Annotated in this window: 14 protein-coding genes, 1 tRNA gene and 1 pseudogene; 9 read left to right on the top strand and 7 right to left on the bottom strand. The window is 42.9% G+C overall.

Features of this window, described 5'->3' with window-relative positions; genetic code table 11:
- Positions 1 to 3 precede the first annotated feature (3 nt).
- Positions 4 to 699: a rhombosortase gene (gene rrtA, locus ACMXYO_RS08565; protein ID WP_415884712.1), complete on the top strand. Its 696-nt coding sequence runs from the start codon at positions 4 to 6 to the stop codon at positions 697 to 699.
- Between the two features lie 24 nt (positions 700 to 723).
- On the opposite strand, the gene ppsA is transcribed toward rrtA, so the two are convergent.
- Positions 724 to 3,093 (bottom strand): phosphoenolpyruvate synthase, encoded by a 2,370-nt coding sequence (ppsA, locus tag ACMXYO_RS08560; protein ID WP_415884711.1) that lies wholly within the window; start codon positions 3,091 to 3,093, stop codon positions 724 to 726.
- Positions 3,094 to 3,331: 238 nt separating this feature from the next.
- On the opposite strand from ppsA, the gene ACMXYO_RS08555 reads away from it, so the two are divergent.
- On the top strand, positions 3,332 to 4,150 hold the full coding sequence (locus ACMXYO_RS08555) for a pyruvate, water dikinase regulatory protein (RefSeq protein WP_415884710.1): 819 nt from the start codon (positions 3,332 to 3,334) through the stop codon (positions 4,148 to 4,150).
- A gap of 59 nt (positions 4,151 to 4,209) precedes the next feature.
- Here ACMXYO_RS08555 and ACMXYO_RS08550 read toward each other — a convergent pair whose 3' ends face one another.
- Both ACMXYO_RS08550 and ACMXYO_RS08545 read right to left on the bottom strand, forming a co-directional pair.
- Positions 4,210 to 5,547 (bottom strand): hypothetical protein, encoded by a 1,338-nt coding sequence (locus tag ACMXYO_RS08550; protein WP_415884709.1) that lies wholly within the window; start codon positions 5,545 to 5,547, stop codon positions 4,210 to 4,212.
- A gap of 14 nt (positions 5,548 to 5,561) precedes the next feature.
- Positions 5,562 to 7,007, bottom strand: coding sequence for a rhomboid family intramembrane serine protease (locus tag ACMXYO_RS08545; RefSeq protein ID WP_415888059.1), 1,446 nt, complete (start codon positions 7,005 to 7,007; stop codon positions 5,562 to 5,564).
- Between the two features lie 269 nt (positions 7,008 to 7,276).
- On the opposite strand from ACMXYO_RS08545, the gene ACMXYO_RS08540 reads away from it, so the two are divergent.
- The gene (locus ACMXYO_RS08540; protein WP_415888058.1) at positions 7,277 to 7,951 is read left to right on the top strand and encodes a FecR domain-containing protein; all 675 of its coding nucleotides are present in this window, start codon (positions 7,277 to 7,279) and stop codon (positions 7,949 to 7,951) included.
- A 26-nt stretch (positions 7,952 to 7,977) separates the two neighbouring features.
- Here ACMXYO_RS08540 and amrA read toward each other — a convergent pair whose 3' ends face one another.
- Both amrA and amrB read right to left on the bottom strand, forming a co-directional pair.
- Positions 7,978 to 8,544 (bottom strand): AmmeMemoRadiSam system protein A, encoded by a 567-nt coding sequence (gene amrA, locus ACMXYO_RS08535; protein WP_415888057.1) that lies wholly within the window; start codon positions 8,542 to 8,544, stop codon positions 7,978 to 7,980.
- 25 nt (positions 8,545 to 8,569) lie between these two features.
- A complete protein-coding gene (gene amrB, locus ACMXYO_RS08530; protein ID WP_415888056.1) occupies positions 8,570 to 9,349 on the bottom strand; it encodes an AmmeMemoRadiSam system protein B in 780 nt (259 codons plus the stop codon).
- Between the two features lie 151 nt (positions 9,350 to 9,500).
- On the opposite strand from amrB, the gene amrS reads away from it, so the two are divergent.
- Positions 9,501 to 10,571, top strand: coding sequence for an AmmeMemoRadiSam system radical SAM enzyme (gene amrS, locus ACMXYO_RS08525; protein WP_415888055.1), 1,071 nt, complete (start codon positions 9,501 to 9,503; stop codon positions 10,569 to 10,571).
- Between the two features lie 246 nt (positions 10,572 to 10,817).
- On the opposite strand, the gene ACMXYO_RS08520 is transcribed toward amrS, so the two are convergent.
- Together ACMXYO_RS08520 and ACMXYO_RS08515 are read right to left on the bottom strand one after the other, a co-directional pair.
- Positions 10,818 to 11,552 carry a substrate-binding periplasmic protein gene (locus ACMXYO_RS08520; protein WP_415888054.1) on the bottom strand — a complete coding sequence of 245 codons (735 nt, stop codon included), beginning with the start codon at positions 11,550 to 11,552 and terminating at the stop codon, positions 10,818 to 10,820.
- Between the two features lie 761 nt (positions 11,553 to 12,313).
- Positions 12,314 to 12,390, bottom strand: a tRNA-Met gene (locus ACMXYO_RS08515).
- A 330-nt stretch (positions 12,391 to 12,720) separates the two neighbouring features.
- Here ACMXYO_RS08515 and ilvC point away from each other — a divergent pair.
- The 5 genes and pseudogenes from ilvC to ACMXYO_RS08490 all read left to right on the top strand — a co-directional run bounded on the left by ilvC (position 12,721) and on the right by ACMXYO_RS08490 (position 18,539).
- A complete protein-coding gene (gene ilvC / locus ACMXYO_RS08510; protein ID WP_415888053.1) occupies positions 12,721 to 14,196 on the top strand; it encodes a ketol-acid reductoisomerase in 1,476 nt (491 codons plus the stop codon).
- Positions 14,197 to 14,335: 139 nt separating this feature from the next.
- A complete protein-coding gene (modF, locus tag ACMXYO_RS08505; RefSeq protein ID WP_415888052.1) occupies positions 14,336 to 15,781 on the top strand; it encodes a molybdate ABC transporter ATP-binding protein ModF in 1,446 nt (481 codons plus the stop codon).
- A gap of 167 nt (positions 15,782 to 15,948) precedes the next feature.
- A pseudogene (locus tag ACMXYO_RS08500) lies at positions 15,949 to 16,305 on the top strand (ATP-dependent zinc protease); the annotation flags it as partial.
- Between the two features lie 129 nt (positions 16,306 to 16,434).
- Positions 16,435 to 17,328 (top strand): 30S ribosomal protein S6--L-glutamate ligase, encoded by an 894-nt coding sequence (rimK, locus tag ACMXYO_RS08495; RefSeq protein ID WP_415888083.1) that lies wholly within the window; start codon positions 16,435 to 16,437, stop codon positions 17,326 to 17,328.
- A 167-nt stretch (positions 17,329 to 17,495) separates the two neighbouring features.
- Positions 17,496 to 18,539: an inorganic phosphate transporter gene (locus ACMXYO_RS08490; protein ID WP_415888051.1), complete on the top strand. Its 1,044-nt coding sequence runs from the start codon at positions 17,496 to 17,498 to the stop codon at positions 18,537 to 18,539.
- Positions 18,540 to 18,551: the final 12 nt, after the last annotated feature.

The following is an 18,551-nucleotide window of genomic DNA, read 5'->3' as shown; positions in this document are numbered from 1 at the left end:
ATGATGAGTTTGTTCACTACAATCACAACTGCCCTTCGGGGCGGTTGTAATTCATATAGCGGCCTTAATGGTAATGAACAGCCAACAAAAACACCGTTGATCACCTTATCTATGTTCGTCAGTGTCTTGAGTATCGGAATACTAAGTTTTAGCTTTCCTATGCTTTCTTGGCTTTGCTTTGATTACGCCCTAATTACGGAGCAACAACAATACTGGCGCTTAATTACAGCCCATTTTGTTCATAGCTCTACAGAGCACCTTTTTTGGGACCTGTTAACCTTTGCCGCCGCAGGAGTGTATTTAGAGAATCGTGACCGAAAGCTATTTACATATGGATTGCTTTCAAGCCTAGTTACCCTATCCATCTATCTACTATCACCACTAACCGATATAGCGCGATACAGTGGTCTATCTGGAGTCCTCTACACTGTTATCTGTTTAGCAGCATGGCAATGGTTGAGAGAGGAAAAAGGCTTTATCGCTTGGCTACCGTTGATAGCGATCGTTGGTAAAACTATTGCCGAGATATTTATGCAAGACACAGTTTTTGTAACTCACGGTTGGGAGGTATTTAGTGAAGCACATCTCGTTGGGGCTGGTACTGCATTGTTTGTAGGCTTTTATCAGGCTGTAAGAAGTGCTGATTTGAAACTATTTTCATGTCTTTCAAAAGAAAAAAGCGCCATTAAGAAACCTTAATAGCACTTTGATTTATAACAGCTTTTAGCTTTCTCGATTGTTTGCCAAGAAGAACCAAGTATCGAGAACAGAATCAGGGTTCAAAGATACGGTGCTAATTCCCTGCTCCATCAACCAACGAGCTAGATCAGGGTGATCGGATGGGCCTTGGCCGCAAATACCGATGTACTTGCCCTGCTTCTTACATGCTGAAATAGCCATGGAAAGCAGCTTTTTAACCGCTTCATCTCGCTCATCGAATAGGTGCGCAATAACACCGGAATCACGATCCAAGCCCAGTGTTAACTGAGTTAAATCGTTAGAGCCAATAGAGAAACCATCAAAGTGTTCTAGGAATTCATCAGCAAGTAATGCATTGGATGGGATCTCACACATCATAATCACACGTAAGCTATTCTGACCACGTTTCAGACCGTTAGCAGCGAGCAGGTCAACAACCTGTTTCGCTTCACCAGGAGTACGCACAAACGGGATCATTACTTCAACGTTAGTAAGCTGCATCTCATCGCGTACACGCTTAAGAGCACGACATTCAAGTTCGAAGCAATCACGGAAGTTTTCAGAGATGTATCGTGCTGCCCCACGGAAACCAAGCATTGGGTTCTCTTCACTTGGTTCAAACGCATCGCCACCGATTAGATGACCGTACTCGTTTGACTTAAAGTCAGACATACGTACGATCACTTTCTTAGGATAGAAAGCGGCAGCCAGTGTTGAAATACCTTCAACCAAACGATCTACATAGAAATCGACTGGGCTGTCGTAACCTGAAATACGGCGAGATATAGTCTGCTGCAGTGCGGGTGGCTGCTGATCGAAATTAATCAATGCTTTAGGGTGCACACCGATCATGCGGTTAATAATGAATTCAAGGCGCGCTAGACCAACACCTGCGTTTGGTAGAGCCTGGAAATCAAATGCACGATCAGGATTACCCACGTTCATCATGATTTCGAAAGGTAGATCAGGCATCGATTCTACGCTGTTGGACTGGTGTTCATAATCTAGTTTGCCAGCATAAACTCGACCCGTATCACCCTCGGCACAAGAAACTGTAACGAGTTGACCATCAACAAACTGATCCGTTGCATCACCACAACCCACGATCGCTGGAATACCTAACTCACGGGCAATAATTGCAGCATGACAAGTACGACCACCGCGGTTGGTTACGATAGCAGCTGCACGCTTCATAACAGGCTCCCAATCTGGGTCTGTCATATCAGTAACCAGCACTTCACCCGGCTGTACTTTCTCCATTTCATTAATGTCATGGACGATACGTACATTACCAGAGCCAATTCGATGACCTATAGAGCGGCCTTCAACAAGTACTTGGCTGGTTTCTTTTAGTAGGTAGCGCTCAATTACCGCTTGATTACTGCGGCTCTTAACAGTTTCAGGACGCGCCTGAACGACAAATAGTTCGCCCGTATCGCCATCTTTAGCCCACTCAATATCCATTGGGCGGCCATAGTGGTTTTCGATCACAATGGCAATCTTCGCTAATTGCTGCACATCGTTATCATCGATGGAGAACTGCAGGCGCTCAGACTGATCGACTTGAACAGTGGATACAGGATTGTCTGAACCCGGCTCAGAGTAGACCATCTTGATCGCTTTAGAACCGATCGTTTTACGAATAATTGCTGGTGCACCCATTTTTAGGGTTGGCTTATATACGTAAAACTCATCTGGGTTAACCGCGCCTTGTACAACGGTTTCACCTAAGCCGTATGCAGAAGTAATAAAAACTACGTGGTTAAAACCAGACTCTGTATCCAACGTAAACATTACACCGGAAGAGCCTGTTTCACTGCGAACCATGCGCTGTATACCGGCAGAAAGCGCTACTTCACTGTGCTCAAAACCATGGTGAACACGGTAAGAGATAGCACGATCGTTATAGAGAGATGCAAATACCTCTTTGATCGCATGTTTAACATTGGCTAGACCACGAACGTTTAAGAATGTTTCCTGCTGCCCGGCAAAAGAAGCATCAGGAAGGTCTTCAGCCGTTGCAGATGAACGAACCGCCACAGCAATGTCTTGGTTGTCAGCAGACATATCAGCCCAGTACGCTTCGATCGCTTGATCTAGCTCTGGCTGAAACTCTGCATCCATAATCCAATCACGAACCGTTTTACCGGTCTCTTTAAGTGCTTGGATATCATTGGTATCAAGCTCTTTTAGCTTGGCATTAATTTTATCTTCTAGACCGCCATGAGTTAGGAAGTCACGATAGGCATCAGCCGTAGTTGCAAAACCATTTGGCACTTTCACATTCGCGCCAGTAAGTTCTTGTAACATTTCACCAAGAGAAGCGTTTTTACCGCCTACTCTTTCTACGTCATTCATTCCTACCTGATCTAGGCGCAGTACATAGTTCTGCAACTGTATATCTCCTACTCTGGTGTATAGTTATTACTTCTAATAATGGTGAGATCTTACTGCACTCAGCAGCAAAAATCCCCTGAAAAAAGCGCATATATGGTGGATTATTTTGATGACAATCAGACTATTGATGAAATCATAACCAGTCACAGAAATATGGCTGCAGATCATAGCCACAACCCTGCTCTACATCTGGTATAGTCAGCCATATATTTTTGTTGCAGATTGTAAGTAAACAATGAAACGAACAGCTTTTTTTATCTCAGACGGAACAGGTCTAACCTCAGAAGCATTGGGGCATAGTTTGCTTGCTCAGTTTGATAGTATTGAATTCGAACAAATTACACTTCCCTACATCGATGACGTTGAAAAGGCTCGCGAGGCCGTCCAGAAGATCAACCAAATTGCCGAGGAACATGGCACTCGCCCTTTGATCTTTGATACGGTCGTAAATGAAGATATTCGTAATATTATTGCCGAATCGAATGCCTTTAAGATTGATGTCTTTTCAAGCTTCCTAAAACCTCTAGAAAACGAGCTTGATGCTCACTCGAATTATTCCGTAGGTAAATCCCACGGTATAGTTGAGCGCACTCGCTACAAAGACAGAATCGATTCAGTAAACTTTGCAATCGATAATGATGACGGTGCGCGAACACGCCAATACGCCAACGCAGATATCATTCTTGTTGGTGTATCCCGCTGCGGTAAGACGCCAACGTGTCTTTATATGGCGATGCAATTTGGTATCCGTGCAGCAAACTACCCTTTGACTGAAGAAGATATGGAGTTTAATCGTCTTCCAGAAGTACTAGAGGAACATAAACATAAGCTTTACGGCCTGACGATTGATCCATTCCAGCTTTCTGCAATTCGTCACGAACGCCGCCCGAATAGCCGTTATGCTTCACTTGATCAGTGTGATTTCGAAGTACGTGAAGTTGAGCGACTGTTTAAGAAACTAAATATCTCAACGATCAACACCACAAACTTCTCAATTGAAGAGATATCTACACGAATCATGGCCCAAGCCGGTCTTGAGCGACGAATGAACTAACAAAACAAAAAAGGAGCCTTTCGGCTCCTTTCTTTAATACCTTCTACTGACCGCAACTACTACTGAGCTTCAGCCATCTTGGCTGCCATCTCCCTGAATTTATCAGCTTGTTGCGCTTTTCCCGGCATTGCCTCTAGCGCATCGGCCATTAACTCATAAGCCTGAACTTTGTCTTCGTACTGAGGGAAATCTCGATGAAGACCATTCAGTAACTTAATTGTTAACTTGTGTTTACCTGCTTCAAAACAGTGTTTAGCAATTTCATGACGAGCCGATGGGTCTTTTAATTTAAAGTCAGGGTCGTATTGATAAACGCGTTGGATTAACACCGGTATCAATGACTCATGGTTGGATTGCTTAAGGCACTCAAGATAAGCCGGCATAAATTTACTAGTTTCTGCTGAATTATGTGTTGCACACAAATAATCAAAGTAACGGTTGAAGATTTCCAATTCTTTCGGAAATTTCTTGATGCCCTGTTTGAATTCATAAGACACATCTTCAAAACGCCCCTCTTTCGTGAGGACTTCAACCTTGTCCATAAAATGCAACTTATCTGTTCGAATCTGCGTCTCATCTTCATCAAACCGGCTAGCAAAGCCTAAAGCACGTTGCTTCTGGAACAATAGGTAGCCCATCAGATGAAAGATCACGATTAGATAGTAATAAGAGGTAATGCTTTCCAATATGTTTGAAAAGAAATAGAAATCAGGAAAAAGCTGATTGAGCGTCGCAACCGATGCAATCATGATCAGCAAAAAAGCAAGCAATATGAGATAGGATCGACCTAATCTGCACACCAATTTAACCAACTCAATTGGGTTGATCGCCGCGCCTATACTTTCAAAACGCGCATAGTTAATAAAAACTGCTGGAAGTGAAAATAACCAAAACATAGCAAAGGAAGTCGTGACGAAATCACCAAACGTCTTCGAAACTGCCAGCATTATCAACCCAATGGCTAAAAAAATGGCAATGATATGAATGATCATTTTAACGCCGCCGCTATAAGCTTCAGCGACTAAAGGTGCTTTCATACTGCCATCAGCAGTTTGCTGTAAGCAAAGGAAACTAAATTTAGTAGTTACGCCAGCGACCAATAGCGAAAGAATAAAACCAATTAAACCGCCAATAAATGCGCCTAAGGCTGAAAGTACTGATGCACCTAAAATAAGCATCAATACTTGGGTATTCATCGGATATCGAAATGCCAGATCCAACCTGCGCCAAAAAGGCTCAATATTAGCCCCCGCACCTAAGCTATCTACAGATGTACCGCAGCAGACACAACGAATTTCATCATCTGACTCATCAATGCAGCTATCACATACGCTAAGATGACAAGCACTGCAGTGATAAGTTGATTCTTTTAAAGGGTGGTATTTACAATGATCCATATAAACCCTAATGACTAATTAAATAAACCACGACGACTGCGCTCATAAATTTCATCCGCAGCGGTTGCATAGCGTTTACATTTGGCTTCGTGTTCCCTTTCACCAAATGCCAGCGATAATTTCCTCGCTAAATGACTAAGCTCCTCCGTTTTGATTCCTCGGCTATAAAGCATGGTAAATATTTCTTCAGAGGTTTTAAGACTTGAGAGCGTTATCATTTTCCATGCCAACTGCAACAATTCATCATTTTTAAGTTCTTCTTGAGCAAAAGTGCTGCAATGCCATAGCTCTTCAATCTTATCGAGTTCTTCAGCTGTTGGCTTTTCGTAGGTTAAGAGAGTCAGAGCAACTGATCGATAATCATCATTATGCTGAGCCTTTAAAATTTCATATTTAACACGCCTTAATTCAAAGTCAGGACCAAACTTTTCTTCGAAATCGTCAATTGCCGACATTGCGGTCGTAAAAGAGAACTTGCCTAGTAAATGGTAGATCTTGTCACGCGCTTTGAGATCTTTAGCTTGGCCATCATCTTTCTCTAGGTATTCCTCATCAAGCACTTGGGGTGAAACTAGAAGCGTCGTAAAAATTAACAATGCGCCAGCGATAAATCCGCCAGTATGCGCCATGAAAGCAACGTTTGAGTCGGTTACAGTGGCAAACTGATAAAGCTCGTTAGTAATATAAAGCCCTAATACCCATAATGCAGGTGCTCGAGTAAATCCGACAAAGATGAAGAACCAATAGAAGAATTCAATCTTCCTAAAGCGGAATACACCTAAATACATCGCCATAACCGCAGAGATTGAGCCTGAGGCACCGACTAAAGCGCTTGGGCTTTGCGAATTAACAAATAAGAAAAGCACCCCTCCGGCGATTCCGCCAAGCAAATAAAAAAGCAAGAAGCGGAGATGACCAATGGCGGCCTCAACGGCAAAACCAAAAATAACCAAGAAAAAGATATTGCCTATCAAGTGGAAGAAATCGCCATGCAGAAACTGGTAGGTAACCAAATCAAGGGGCGATAATGCTTTTGGTTTTAAACCATGGCCAAAAATCGTTGTGCTGGATATTAGATCATACAGCTCAGTACGATTGAGCCAATAATCACCGTTGCCTGGTTCATTAAAGCGAACTTGGTTATAGCGGAGATATTCAAAGAAATTTAAGTCACTTAGCAAATAGTAACTTAACTCAAGCTTGTTCCCAGATTGATGCAGATTCTGATATTCAGCTATCTGCTTGCCCGCCACCCCATCCTCTTTGAGGTAGCTAAGATACATTTCCCATTCTGCATCGAAATATTGAAGTTCTGAGTAATGATTAAGCGCATCATTAATCATCCCTTCGTCTTTATCTTGCGCGAAAAAGAACACGAATACATTCAAAATAATCAAGAAGAAAAGAATCAAGGGAGGCCTTCGCCAGTCAAACTTCTTCTCAGTTGGGATTATGACCATAGTTACGATTCCATTCTTAACTGTTAAGTAATTTTCTTCTAATTAACTGAGGGTAACACAAAAAGTAACAGCAAAAATTGTATGTTGTTTAGAGTAAATTGAGTTACGAAAACTTCTTGAGGCAAGAAATAAATTGGTGTCATGAAAAGAACAAACTTCACTTTATGACAAAATCAACAAATGGAGATTCAATTGCCATCTTCAGGATTGATGTAACAATTAACTCTAAGTACCTTGCTTATCTGACTCAAAGAACATGGAGCATTAAGATGTCACTTCTATCCAATTTTTCACGCATTCTCCTGTTATTGTTCTGTTTTATTTCCAATCCTGTGGCTGCCGATAATGAAATTGGTAAGGTTGTGCTTATCCAAGGAAAACCACTTGTAGAACGCCAGAATCAGCATCTTTTCATCAAAAGAAATGATCCCCTATTTATTGAAGACGTTTTAATCACCCCTGTTGGTAGTAAGATTTTGATCAAGCTAGCTGATAAAACCACTATATCTCTGGCCGAAAACACCCAATTTGAGCTATCCAAATATCAATTTGATAAAAAAAACCAAACTTCAGACGTCAGTTTTAAAATGCTGAAAGGAGCATTTAGAACCCTAACCGGCTCAATAGGTAAACAAGCGCAGCCAAAATTCGAGATACACACACCATTAGCGACTATTGGAGTTCGTGGCACGGAGTTCTGGGGAGGGATGATCTTCTCAGATGCACTGGATGTAACTATGTTGGAAGGTAAAGGGGTTTACATAAAAAACGAACATGGGCAGGTAGAGATCACCCGACCAGGTGATGGCACTATGGTTTCTAAAGGCATGAAACCTTCTGAAGTGTCTATGTGGAGTGAAGATAAGCTGAAGAAAGCTGCAGCGGCGACAGAGCTAAAACAACAACGAAGACAAACCGAAAGTGACGATTATCTAAACTACTAATTTAAGATTTAATTAAACAACAATTATTATTTTCTGGAGTGCTTTTCAACATCATGATCAACCACATCTACCACCTGATAAATGAAAAAACGCATATTATCACTCCAGTAATCTTCCGGTAGACCCGCTTTTAACTTCAAACGCTGTAGAAATACCTTTGCTGTAGGTAGCTGTTGCCAAACTTGAGGTAGAAAAGTGGCTCGATGCCCTCTTTCTTCAATTAGTAGCCCATCAATTCGTGGCCTTAAGCAGCCCAGCAGCTCTTTCTCGTTTGATACGCTTAACTCTACTGGTGCCGTTAAAACAGATATGTGAATAGAAAGTGACGCATATTCACTTACAGAAACAGGCTCAAACCGAGAGTCATAAAATGCTGCGTTCACAGCATTGCGCTGTAAATCTTTAAGTAAAGACCGTCTTGCTTCTAATGTTCCGATACAACCTCGCAATTCATCATCAATTGATAGAGTGACGAAGGTTGCAGCTGGCTTTTTCAGCCAAGCCAAATTGGAAATTGAATCATAGTTTATTGGCTTACTTTTTGGCTGCAGTTCAAGTTTGGAGGCAATTGAATCTTGAACGATTTCAATCATTAGCTTTTGCTGCTCATGACTAAATTCAATAGATGGCATAAGCACCGTACCCTACAACACGGCTCTTATCCCCCGCACTATCTCCAGAATTACAGGATTGAAGCAGATGTATTTTAAAATCTGTGGAAGCTAGTGCACACTGTAAACCATTAAGGCCCATGTGACCGCACGCCTCATCACCTCGAATATCTGTGTCACCTGCAATAATTCGTTGATTAGTGTTTTCATCGATTAACTTCGCTTTGACGTAAGAATGATAATGGCTCAAATCGGTACTAATTACAGTTAGCACCTCTGGATCTTGTAATGCAGGCAAAATCAATCTGGCAACCTCACTTGCCGATGCATTTCCGACTACAACAGGAATTAAATCTGCTTGAATATCGACTTGCTGAATAAATGGCAACTGGACTTCAATACTATGTTCTTGTGTATGTGCTAGGTCATTGTAAGTAACCCAGCCTTTATCAACTAATTCGCTGATTCTATCCGCAGCCATAGAGATATTACCAAGTGGTGTATTGAATTGATCAGCCAAAGGAACGGCCATACCTTGAAATGCTACTCGATGGCTTGGCCCGATTAATAAAATGTACTTAAACTGTGCATCTGATGAGATACAGCTAAAAGCTGCGGCCGCGACACTTCCTGAATAAATATACCCAGCATGAGGGACTATTAAAGCCCTTAAGTTCGGTATCACTTCTCTCTGCTCTTGCCGTAACAAAGTATCTACTTCACATGCCAATTCTCTAGCATCATCTGGGTAAAACAAACCGGACACGGCTGGCTGACGAGTATTCATAAGCTTCTCCGTGGTATATCCCATTTAACAAGAGCACATGAAACTAGTTTGATTGCTAACATTCACGGGCCGTCCTACTCTTCAAGTATAGAAAATAAGTTACGAAAGTTTTTAAAACATCAGCGATTAATTACCCAAATAGGAACCCAGTATGAGTGTCATTGAAGTGGGGTTCTGGCATGAACTTGAACAAAACAAAATTCAATGTGATCTATGCCCACGTTTTTGCAAGTTATCAGACGGACAACGTGGTCTCTGTTTTGTACGTGGTAATGAAGGTGGCCGGATGCGCCTATACACTTATGGGCGCTCAAGTGGATTTTGTATAGATCCTATAGAGAAAAAGCCACTAAATCATTACCTACCGGGAACTCCAGTATTATCTTTCGGTACAGCCGGCTGTAACCTCACCTGCAAGTTTTGTCAAAATTGGGATATGAGCAAAGCCCGAGAGATGGATAGGCTTGCCGATGCAGCCAGCCCGGAACAATTAGCAAAATACTGTCAGGAACATCATTGTCGCTCAATCGCGTATACCTATAATGATCCAGTCATCTTTCTCGAATACGCTGAAGATGTTGCGATTGCTTGCCATGAATATCAAATCAACTCGGTTGCTGTCAGCGCTGGCTATATCACTGATATCGCTCGACCTCGTTTTTTTGAATATATGGACGCCGCAAATATCGATCTAAAAGCATTTTCAGAACGTTTCTACAAAAAGATTTGTGGAGCCAGCCTAGCCCCCGTACTCGACACCCTTCTGTATCTTCATAATGAAACCTCTGTCTGGTTTGAGATCACTACACTGCTTATTCCTGATGAAAATGACAGTGATGAAGAGATCGAGGCGATGTCACAATGGATTTATGACAACCTTGGCCCCAGCATCCCATTGCATTTCTCTGCTTTTCACCCTGATTGGAAAATGTTGGATAAACCTCGCACCCCAGCAGAAACCCTAACGCGCGCGAGACATATAGCGATAAAAAACGGTTTGAGATATGTTTACACGGGTAACGTGCATGACACTGCCGGTAGCTCAACCTACTGCCACAAGTGCGGACTACGTTTGATAGAACGTGATTGGTATCAATTAGGGGAATGGAACCTAGAATCAGGATGCTGCAAAGGCTGTGGTGAACCACTACCCGGTCGTTTTGAAGATAGTCATGGCGACTGGGGAGCTCATCGGCAGCCATTATGTTTTTCAAGACAATGACTCAGTATATACAAGGCTGATAAACAAAAAACCGACCTAACGTTAACAAAATCGGTTGGTTATAAGCCTTCCATATTAGTTATGACTATTAAGTACACGCTTCAGCAATGTAAAGTAAATACCATAATTAATCTCTAGAAAGGATGTGCTTTAAAGGCGTTCAAAGAACGATGGATTACTAAATGGTACTCAAATAAATTCAAATCAACTATCACTAGATCAGATGTAACAATATGGCACACAGCTTTACTGCTTATTCATAATAATATGCAAAAAGCCGAGCAATGTACCCTCTTTCTTTAGCTGCTGGATACTCTCAACAAATCTTGCTACCACACTATCAGTTGCCGGTAATACATCATCATTTTGTGATGAGATAGGTTGGCCAGGGTCATAATCAGGATTATGTTTGGCCTGAAAGTGCTTAGATACTTTCGAAAAACCCAGATGCATAGGTCGAGATGTACCGCAACAGCTGTGAAGGCGCATGCCAACGCTAGGATTCATTTTCAGATAGTAAAGCAAAGTATCACGATGATATAGATAGAAATCAGCCCTGCCTTCACGGATAATATTAATCGCACGGTTCAGGTCTAAATTTTCAATAAAGGTAATGTGCACGCCCAATTTTTCAGCGCCGAATGTTGCCCCCCCATTCGCGACGATTAATTGTTTGCCACTCATTTCGTGTAAATCAGTCACGTTGGCAAGTTTACTTGATGAGATAAAGCTAATCCTAGTTTCTAGACCATTTTCGAAGAAAGCCACATATTTTGCCCGCGAGGGGCTGTAAGTAAAACCCGGGTAGAAATCTATCTGCCCAGTCTGGATTCCCTGCAGGATACGCTTCTTGGGTAAACGGCTAACTTTAAGTTCACAGCCTATTCGCTTTGCCGCTTCGCTGTACAAATCAAGATAGAGCCCCCGGTTATCTGGTGCCGCATTGATTAAAGGCAAGCGTTCACTGGTACGATACCCCATGATTAATTCACATGCTGTAGCGCCAGAAAAATATAAACAATGAAAATACGAAGATTATAAACTGAGTTTTAAATGACATAGGAACGCACTGATTATTACCTAAACCATTATTAGTCTAGCCTAATGAGTATGAGGGTAATGGTGCCTAGTTTGAGTTTTTCATGAAAATATATAGGTAAGCGCGATAAATCCTTAGGATCAAGTCATCTGGGACAGATGTTTATTAAGCGGCTCTGATGTGCAGCCATTTCGCCATCAATGATAACGAATTCACAAGCATATTCAGGAAAAGATAAATAAACTCCTTATTGAATGAAGCAAATTTAGACAAGAGAAATGCGGTGAGCCAGAATAAAGAAAAGTAGGTGAGTATTTAACTAATTTGCCGTCCAAATTTTGATAGCGGGGAACGGATTGATTGGCTATTGCCACCTTTCAGGCTGCGCTCTGCGTGCTAGATGGTAATGACTTCGTAATTGCTAAACCAACTACCTTCGCCCGTTGTTACAAGAGCTGAGCCCGAGGAGCTACCAGGCTGCTCCACGCAAATTACAATACCCCAGAAACGAAAAAGCCGACTTAGAATTAACTAAATCGGCTTTCTCTATGTTTGGTAGCGGAGGCAGGATTTAAAGCAACGACCTTCGCCCGGGGTTACAAGAGCTGAGCCCGACGAGCTACCAAGCTGCTCCTCTCAAATTACTAAACCCTAGAAACGAAAAAGCCGACTTAGAATTAACTAAATCGGCTTTTTCTATGTTTGGTAGCGGGGGCTGGATTTGAACCAACGACCTTCGGGTTATGAGCCCGACGAGCTACCAAGCTGCTCCACCCCGCATCAATGTGGGGCGAATATTATAGATCCCCTGCACCTTTAGCAAGCACTATTTCACGCATATGCAAAATTAATCGTATTAAGTCCACTTTTTGTTTATTAAACATACAGTTATGAGCAAATTCGGCAATCAGGCACAGTTTTCATCTATTTAAGCTGGATACCTGCTAATAAAGCGCTATTATTGCCTCACTTTGTATGGGATTAATCGTTGCAAGAAACGCAACAGAGCAAACCATATATATCATTTTACGCGATACCCTTTATCTTTTAGAGTAACGCTATAACAAACATGTCGGTTAACCGACTTTTTATTTATTACGGAATGTAGAAATGTCTAAGAACTATTTCAACACGCTTCCACTGCGTGAGCAGCTAGAACAGCTGGGTAAATGTCGTTTTATGTCTATGGATGAGTTCAGCGATGGCGTTGAAGCTCTTAAAGGCAAAAAAATGGTTGTTATCGGTTGTGGTGCACAGGGCCTAAACCAGGGTCTTAACCTGCGTGACAGTGGTCTAGACGTTTCTTATGCTCTACGTCCAGCAGCAATCGCTGAAAAGCGTCAGTCTTGGAAAAACGCTACTGAGAACGGTTTCGTTGTTGGTACTTACGAAGAACTAATCCCAACTGCTGACGTAGTTCTTAACCTTACTCCAGACAAGCAGCACACACCTGTTGTTGAAGCTGTAATGCCTCTAATGAAAGAAGGTGCTTGCCTATCATACTCTCACGGTTTCAACATCGTTGAAGAAGGTATGCAGATCCGTGACGACCTAACAGTAATCATGGTTGCTCCTAAGTGCCCAGGTTCTGAAGTACGTGCTGAATACGTTCGTGGTTTCGGTGTACCAACGCTTATCGCTGTACACGAAGACAACGATCCTAAAGGCGAAGGTCTTGCACTAGCTAAAGCTTACGCTGTAGGTACTGGCGGTCACAAAGCAGGCGTTCTAATGTCTTCTTTCATCGCTGAAGTTAAGTCTGACCTTATGGGTGAGCAGACTATCCTTTGCGGTATGCTACAGACTGGTTCTATCCTTTGCTTCGACAAAATGGTTGAAGAAGGCATCGACGCTGGTTATGCATCTAAGCTTATCCAGTACGGTTGGGAAACAATCACTGAAGCTCTTAAATACGGCGGCGTAACTAACATGCTAGACCGTCTATCTAACCCAGCTAAGATCAAAGCATTCGATCTTTCTGAAGAGCTAAAAGTTATCATGCGTCCGCTATACAACAAGCACCAAGATGACATCATCGACGGTACTTTCTCTCGCGTGATGATGGAAGACTGGGCGAACGACGACAAGAACCTACTAGGCTGGCGTGCAGAAACGGCTGAGACTAACTACGAGAAAACTCCAGCAGGCGACGTAGAGATCTCTGAGCAAGAGTTCTTCGACAACGGTATCCTAATGGTTGCAATGGTTAAAGCGGGTGTTGAACTAGCATTCGAAACTATGACTGCTGCAGGCATCATCGCTGAATCTGCTTACTACGAGTCTCTACACGAAACTCCGCTGATTGCTAACACAATCGCACGTAAGAAGCTTTACGAAATGAACGCAACTATCTCTGATACTGCAGAGTACGGCTGCTACCTATACAACCACGCTTGCCTACCACTACTAGGCGACTTCATGAAACGCATCAAAACTGATGTTATCGGTAAAGGTCTAGACCTTGCTGATACTGGCGTAGACAACGCTCGCCTAATCGAAGTTAACGAAGCACTACGCTCTCACCCAGTTGAAGCGATCGGTAAAGTGCTACGTGGCCACATGGCTGACATGAAGAAGATCGTATAATTATCTGATATTTATACATTTTCTTTTTGCAAGAAAATTAAAGCCAAGGCTTTGCCTTGGCTTTTTTTTAGCTAAATTTAAGCCTTTACCGTAACAGATCCCTATAAAACCCAATCGATAGATCCGCATATTAGAGACTATGAACAGCATTAAGATTGAGAATTACACGGCAGAATTTGGTGAGTCTTTCACGCTCGACAACATCAATTGGACAATAGAACCCAACCAGCATTGGGTGATTACTGGTACCAACGGTTCTGGTAAGTCTGCCCTCTCTGCAATCTTGGCCGGTGCTGGCGAAAAAGTAAGTGGTGCTATTTCGGGCCTACCAAAACATGTCGAACTTGTATCTTTTGAAGCTCAGGCAGAACTGATCGCCCGAGAGCTAAAGAAAGACGATGCCGATATCATGGATGTTATTAGTGAATGCACACCGGTAAGAGAAATTCTGGAAGAAGGTAAAGCGATCTACCCAGAATTTGATGCTAACTTACTCGATCAACTCGTTAGCATGTTCAAACTAGAACATATGCTCGATCGTAGTTTCAGAAAGCTCTCAACAGGTGAAACGCGTAAGATCATGCTAATTCGCGCCCTAGCGAATAATCCAGATCTTATCATTCTGGATGAGCCTTTCGACGGGCTAGACGCTGACTCTATGAAGCTGCTACACGACCTGCTAGCAAGCAAGATCGATTCAATGGGCATGATTCTGGTATTAAACCGTTTTGATGAAATGCCGGACTTCATCACCCATGTTGCCTACACAGACAAAGGTGAGCTTCACCACACGGTTGATATTAACGACAAACAGGCTTACGACGACCTGTATCAATTGCTACACCTAAAAACGACTGATCTATCTGTACCTCCTACCGATGAATCGGATCGCCCACCAGCACTGAATCCAGAAGATCCTCTGGTGCGTTTAACCGATATCAAAATTGCCTACGCAGATTCAAAAGTTATTGATGGCCTTAACTGGACCATTAAGCCGGGACAACACTGGCAACTAAGCGGCCCTAATGGCAGCGGTAAGACTTGTTTGCTGAACCTAATTACCGGCGACCACCCACAATGCTATACCAACGATATCTTTGTATTCGGTATGCAACGCGGCAACGGTGAAACCATCTGGCAGATCAAGCAATATATCGGCTATGTATCTACCGCGCTTCAGTGGGAATACCGCGTAAGCATCAGCCTTAGAAACGTAATCATCTCAGGCTTCCATGACAGTATCGGTATGTACACAAAGAGTACCGATAAACAGAAAGAAGTCGCAGACCAGTGGCTAGCCCTGCTAGGTATGGAAGATCGTGCCAACGAACCATACAACCAGTTATCTTTTGGTGATCAACGTTTATTGCTGATCGCTCGGGCAATGGTTAAGCACCCTACTTTGTTGATCCTCGACGAGCCTTGCTTAGGCCTCGACGATATCAACCGTCAACTCGTACTGGCGTTAATTGAAAAAATCTGTGCCAGTGGAGACACAACGGTTCTATATGTAAACCACCACGCGGAAGACCAGATCAGTGGCATCAAAGAGTTTAAGCAGTTAGAAAAGCTAACCGCTGAATAAATTCTCTAAGGCCTAGTATTCGCTAGGCCTTTGTCCTTTCAGATCCACTCTAATATCTTCTGAATTTTGCATATAAACCCCACAAAAACAGATTTGCTCTTGATTAAAACATTCGCCCTATTACACTCATATACCAAAGGTATTAGCCTTAACTAAGGATCAAATGAGTGTCAATCGAAAAGAACATCTGTGGCGCTGAAGAATGGTGCAAGTTCCCTCAACTTGCCGTTCCTGCAATCAAAGCCAGAGTCGACTCTGGTGCTAAAACATCTGCAATCCATGCTTTAAATATCCAACAATTTCAACGAGATGGCGTTGCTTGGGTTAGGTTTGATGTATGTCCATTGCAGGACAATCGCAAGACAGTAGTTCATTGTGAAGCGCCTGTTTATGATCGCAGGAGCGTTAAAAGCTCTAGCGGCACATCGGAAAAACGCTATGTAATCAAAACAAGCTTAGCTATTGGCGATCAAAGTTGGGATGTTGAACTTACCCTGACCAATAGAGATGCGATGGGCTATCGCATGCTACTAGGCCGTGAAGCGATGTCTGGTAAGTTGATAGTAGATCCAGAAGATTCTTTTTGTTTAGGTGACATTGCTAATGATGAATTAAAAGAACTCTATCTAAGCAAAAAACCACCTAAAAAAGGCATGAAAATCGGCGTACTAGCCAGCAACCCAAATCTCTACAGTAATCGTAGGATTATGGAAGCAGGTGAAGAGCGCGGTCACGAGATGGTGTTCCTGAACATCAAACACTGCTACATGAAGATGGATGCTGAAAATCCAGAGGTTCATTATCGTGGCGGCAAGGTACTAAACGATCTTGATGCAATTATCCCACGGATTCGTCCAAGCATGACCTTTTATGGCTGTGCATTGACACGTCAATTTGAATCTATGGGTGTGTATTGTCTAAATACTGCTGGGGCTATTACTCAGTCTCGCGATAAGTTGCATTCCCTGCAACTCCTCTTCGAGAGCAAGATTGATATTCCGATTACGGGCTTCGCTAACTCACCGCTTGAAACTGATGATCTGATTAACATGGTTGGTGGCGCACCACTGATCATTAAATTGCTTGAAGGTACTCAAGGTAAAGGCGTTGTACTCGCTGAAACCAAGAAAGCGGCAGAGAGTGTTATTAATGCATTCAAGAGCCTTAAGGCCGACATACTCGTTCAGGAATTTATAAAAGAAGCCAACGGTAAGGATATTCGCTGCTTTGTAGTGGATGGCAAAGTTGTAGCTTCGATTCAGCGTGAAGCTGAACCTGGCGAATTCAGAGCGAATATCCATCAGGGTGGTACAGCGAGCCTTATTATTCCAACATCAGATGAGAAGAAGATCGCTATTAAAGCAGCTAAGGCCATGGGCCTCAAAGTAGCTGGCGTAGATATCATCCGTTCAGCGAAAGGTCCTTTACTGTTAGAAGTAAACTCTTCTCCTGGCTTGGAAGGCATCGAAGGCGCAACTGGTAAAGACGTTGCAGGCCTGATGATTCAAGCTATCGAGAAAAAGCTAAAGTGGGTAGTTAAAGTCTAGCGCTCACCTAATTTCCAACTCATAAACCCGTTCCCATACTTTTGGGAATGGGTTCTCTGATCTAAATGTACATTCTCAAGTTTCTTTTAATTCCATAAATCTATTCTCTGACTACTATTAAGTTGTTAGCCTCCAAAAATGAAAGCTAATGTGAGTCAGCAAATTAGATGGATCAAATTTGGCTATTCCTCATAGTTGCGACAGCCATTGTTATAGTCTTCGACTTCACCAATGGATTTCACGACGCATCGAATATGATCGCATCGGTGATCGCTTCGCATGCAATGACACCTCTACAAGCTATTTTAGTCATAGGCACATTCACCTTTTTGGGGCCTATGCTTGGCGGTACGGCAGTCGCAAACACCATTGGTAAATTCGTGACGTTAGATGATCTCCCAAGCAATCTATCTCTCTCATTAGTGATCTGCGGCTTATTAGCTGCCACAGTTTGGAATCTGTTTACTTGGTATAGAGGCCTACCCTCGTCTTCGTCACACGCATTGGTTGGTGGCTTAGTTGGGGCGGTTGTTGTATCAGCCGGGCCAGAACATGTACTCTGGGGTTTTTCACAATTGGCTCAAGGGCAGATCACTGGTGTTACTAAGGTGCTGCTTGCACTGTTTTTCTCCCCTTTAGCAGGATTTTGGATAGGCTTTTTACTGCAACGAATCACGCTGTATCTATTGCGAGCAGCCAGCCCTTTGATCAATCGTGAATTAAGGGGCGCACAATGGTTCACTACCGCAGGGGTAGCCTTCTCTCACGGCGCAAATGATGCCCAAAAAAGTATGGGTGTATTAACTCTATGCTTACTAATGAGCGGTGAGATCAGCGAATTTGTAGTGCCATTTTGGGTCATCCTAGTTTGTGCCATCTCTATTACATTAGGCACGCTATTGGGCGGCTGGCGAATCGTTAGAACCCTAGCCTTCTCAATCTGCAAAATTAGGCCCCTACATGCCTTTAACTCTCAAGCCTCATCTGCAGGCGTTATATTTTTGGCCTCAATGATTGGCGCGCCAGTATCGACCACCCATGTAGTTTCCTCATCTATTATGGGTATAGGCGCGGCAGAGAGAGCTAAAGCCGTAAGATGGACAAAGGCTAAAGAGATCGGCATCACTTGGCTAATCACCATACCTGGTGCTGGCATAGTGTCCATTATTGGTTATGGCGTACTGAGCCTTACTAAGCTTGCTTTAATATAGAAAAGGATTGGA

Source organism: Neptuniibacter sp. QD37_6 (genome assembly GCF_047778085.1).
In the GTDB taxonomy this organism is placed as follows: Bacteria; Pseudomonadota; Gammaproteobacteria; order Pseudomonadales; family Balneatricaceae; genus Neptuniibacter.
Note: the sequence above shows the minus strand (reverse complement) of the source record. Positions and strands in the feature narration are given on the sequence as shown.

Coding starts and splice junctions, on each gene's coding strand:
- rrtA (WP_415884712.1), top strand. CDS start 4: ATGAGTTTGTTCACTACAATCACAACTGCCCTTCGGGGCGGTTGTAAT.
- ACMXYO_RS08555 (WP_415884710.1), top strand. CDS start 3,332: ATGAAACGAACAGCTTTTTTTATCTCAGACGGAACAGGTCTAACCTCA.
- ACMXYO_RS08550 (WP_415884709.1), bottom strand. CDS start 5,547: ATGGATCATTGTAAATACCACCCTTTAAAAGAATCAACTTATCACTGC.
- ACMXYO_RS08545 (WP_415888059.1), bottom strand. CDS start 7,007: ATGGTCATAATCCCAACTGAGAAGAAGTTTGACTGGCGAAGGCCTCCC.
- ACMXYO_RS08540 (WP_415888058.1), top strand. CDS start 7,277: ATGTCACTTCTATCCAATTTTTCACGCATTCTCCTGTTATTGTTCTGT.
- amrA (WP_415888057.1), bottom strand. CDS start 8,544: ATGATTGAAATCGTTCAAGATTCAATTGCCTCCAAACTTGAACTGCAG.
- amrB (WP_415888056.1), bottom strand. CDS start 9,349: ATGAATACTCGTCAGCCAGCCGTGTCCGGTTTGTTTTACCCAGATGAT.
- amrS (WP_415888055.1), top strand. CDS start 9,501: ATGAGTGTCATTGAAGTGGGGTTCTGGCATGAACTTGAACAAAACAAA.
- ACMXYO_RS08520 (WP_415888054.1), bottom strand. CDS start 11,552: ATGGGGTATCGTACCAGTGAACGCTTGCCTTTAATCAATGCGGCACCA.
- ilvC (WP_415888053.1), top strand. CDS start 12,721: ATGTCTAAGAACTATTTCAACACGCTTCCACTGCGTGAGCAGCTAGAA.
- modF (WP_415888052.1), top strand. CDS start 14,336: ATGAACAGCATTAAGATTGAGAATTACACGGCAGAATTTGGTGAGTCT.
- rimK (WP_415888083.1), top strand. CDS start 16,435: ATGAAAATCGGCGTACTAGCCAGCAACCCAAATCTCTACAGTAATCGT.
- ACMXYO_RS08490 (WP_415888051.1), top strand. CDS start 17,496: ATGGATCAAATTTGGCTATTCCTCATAGTTGCGACAGCCATTGTTATA.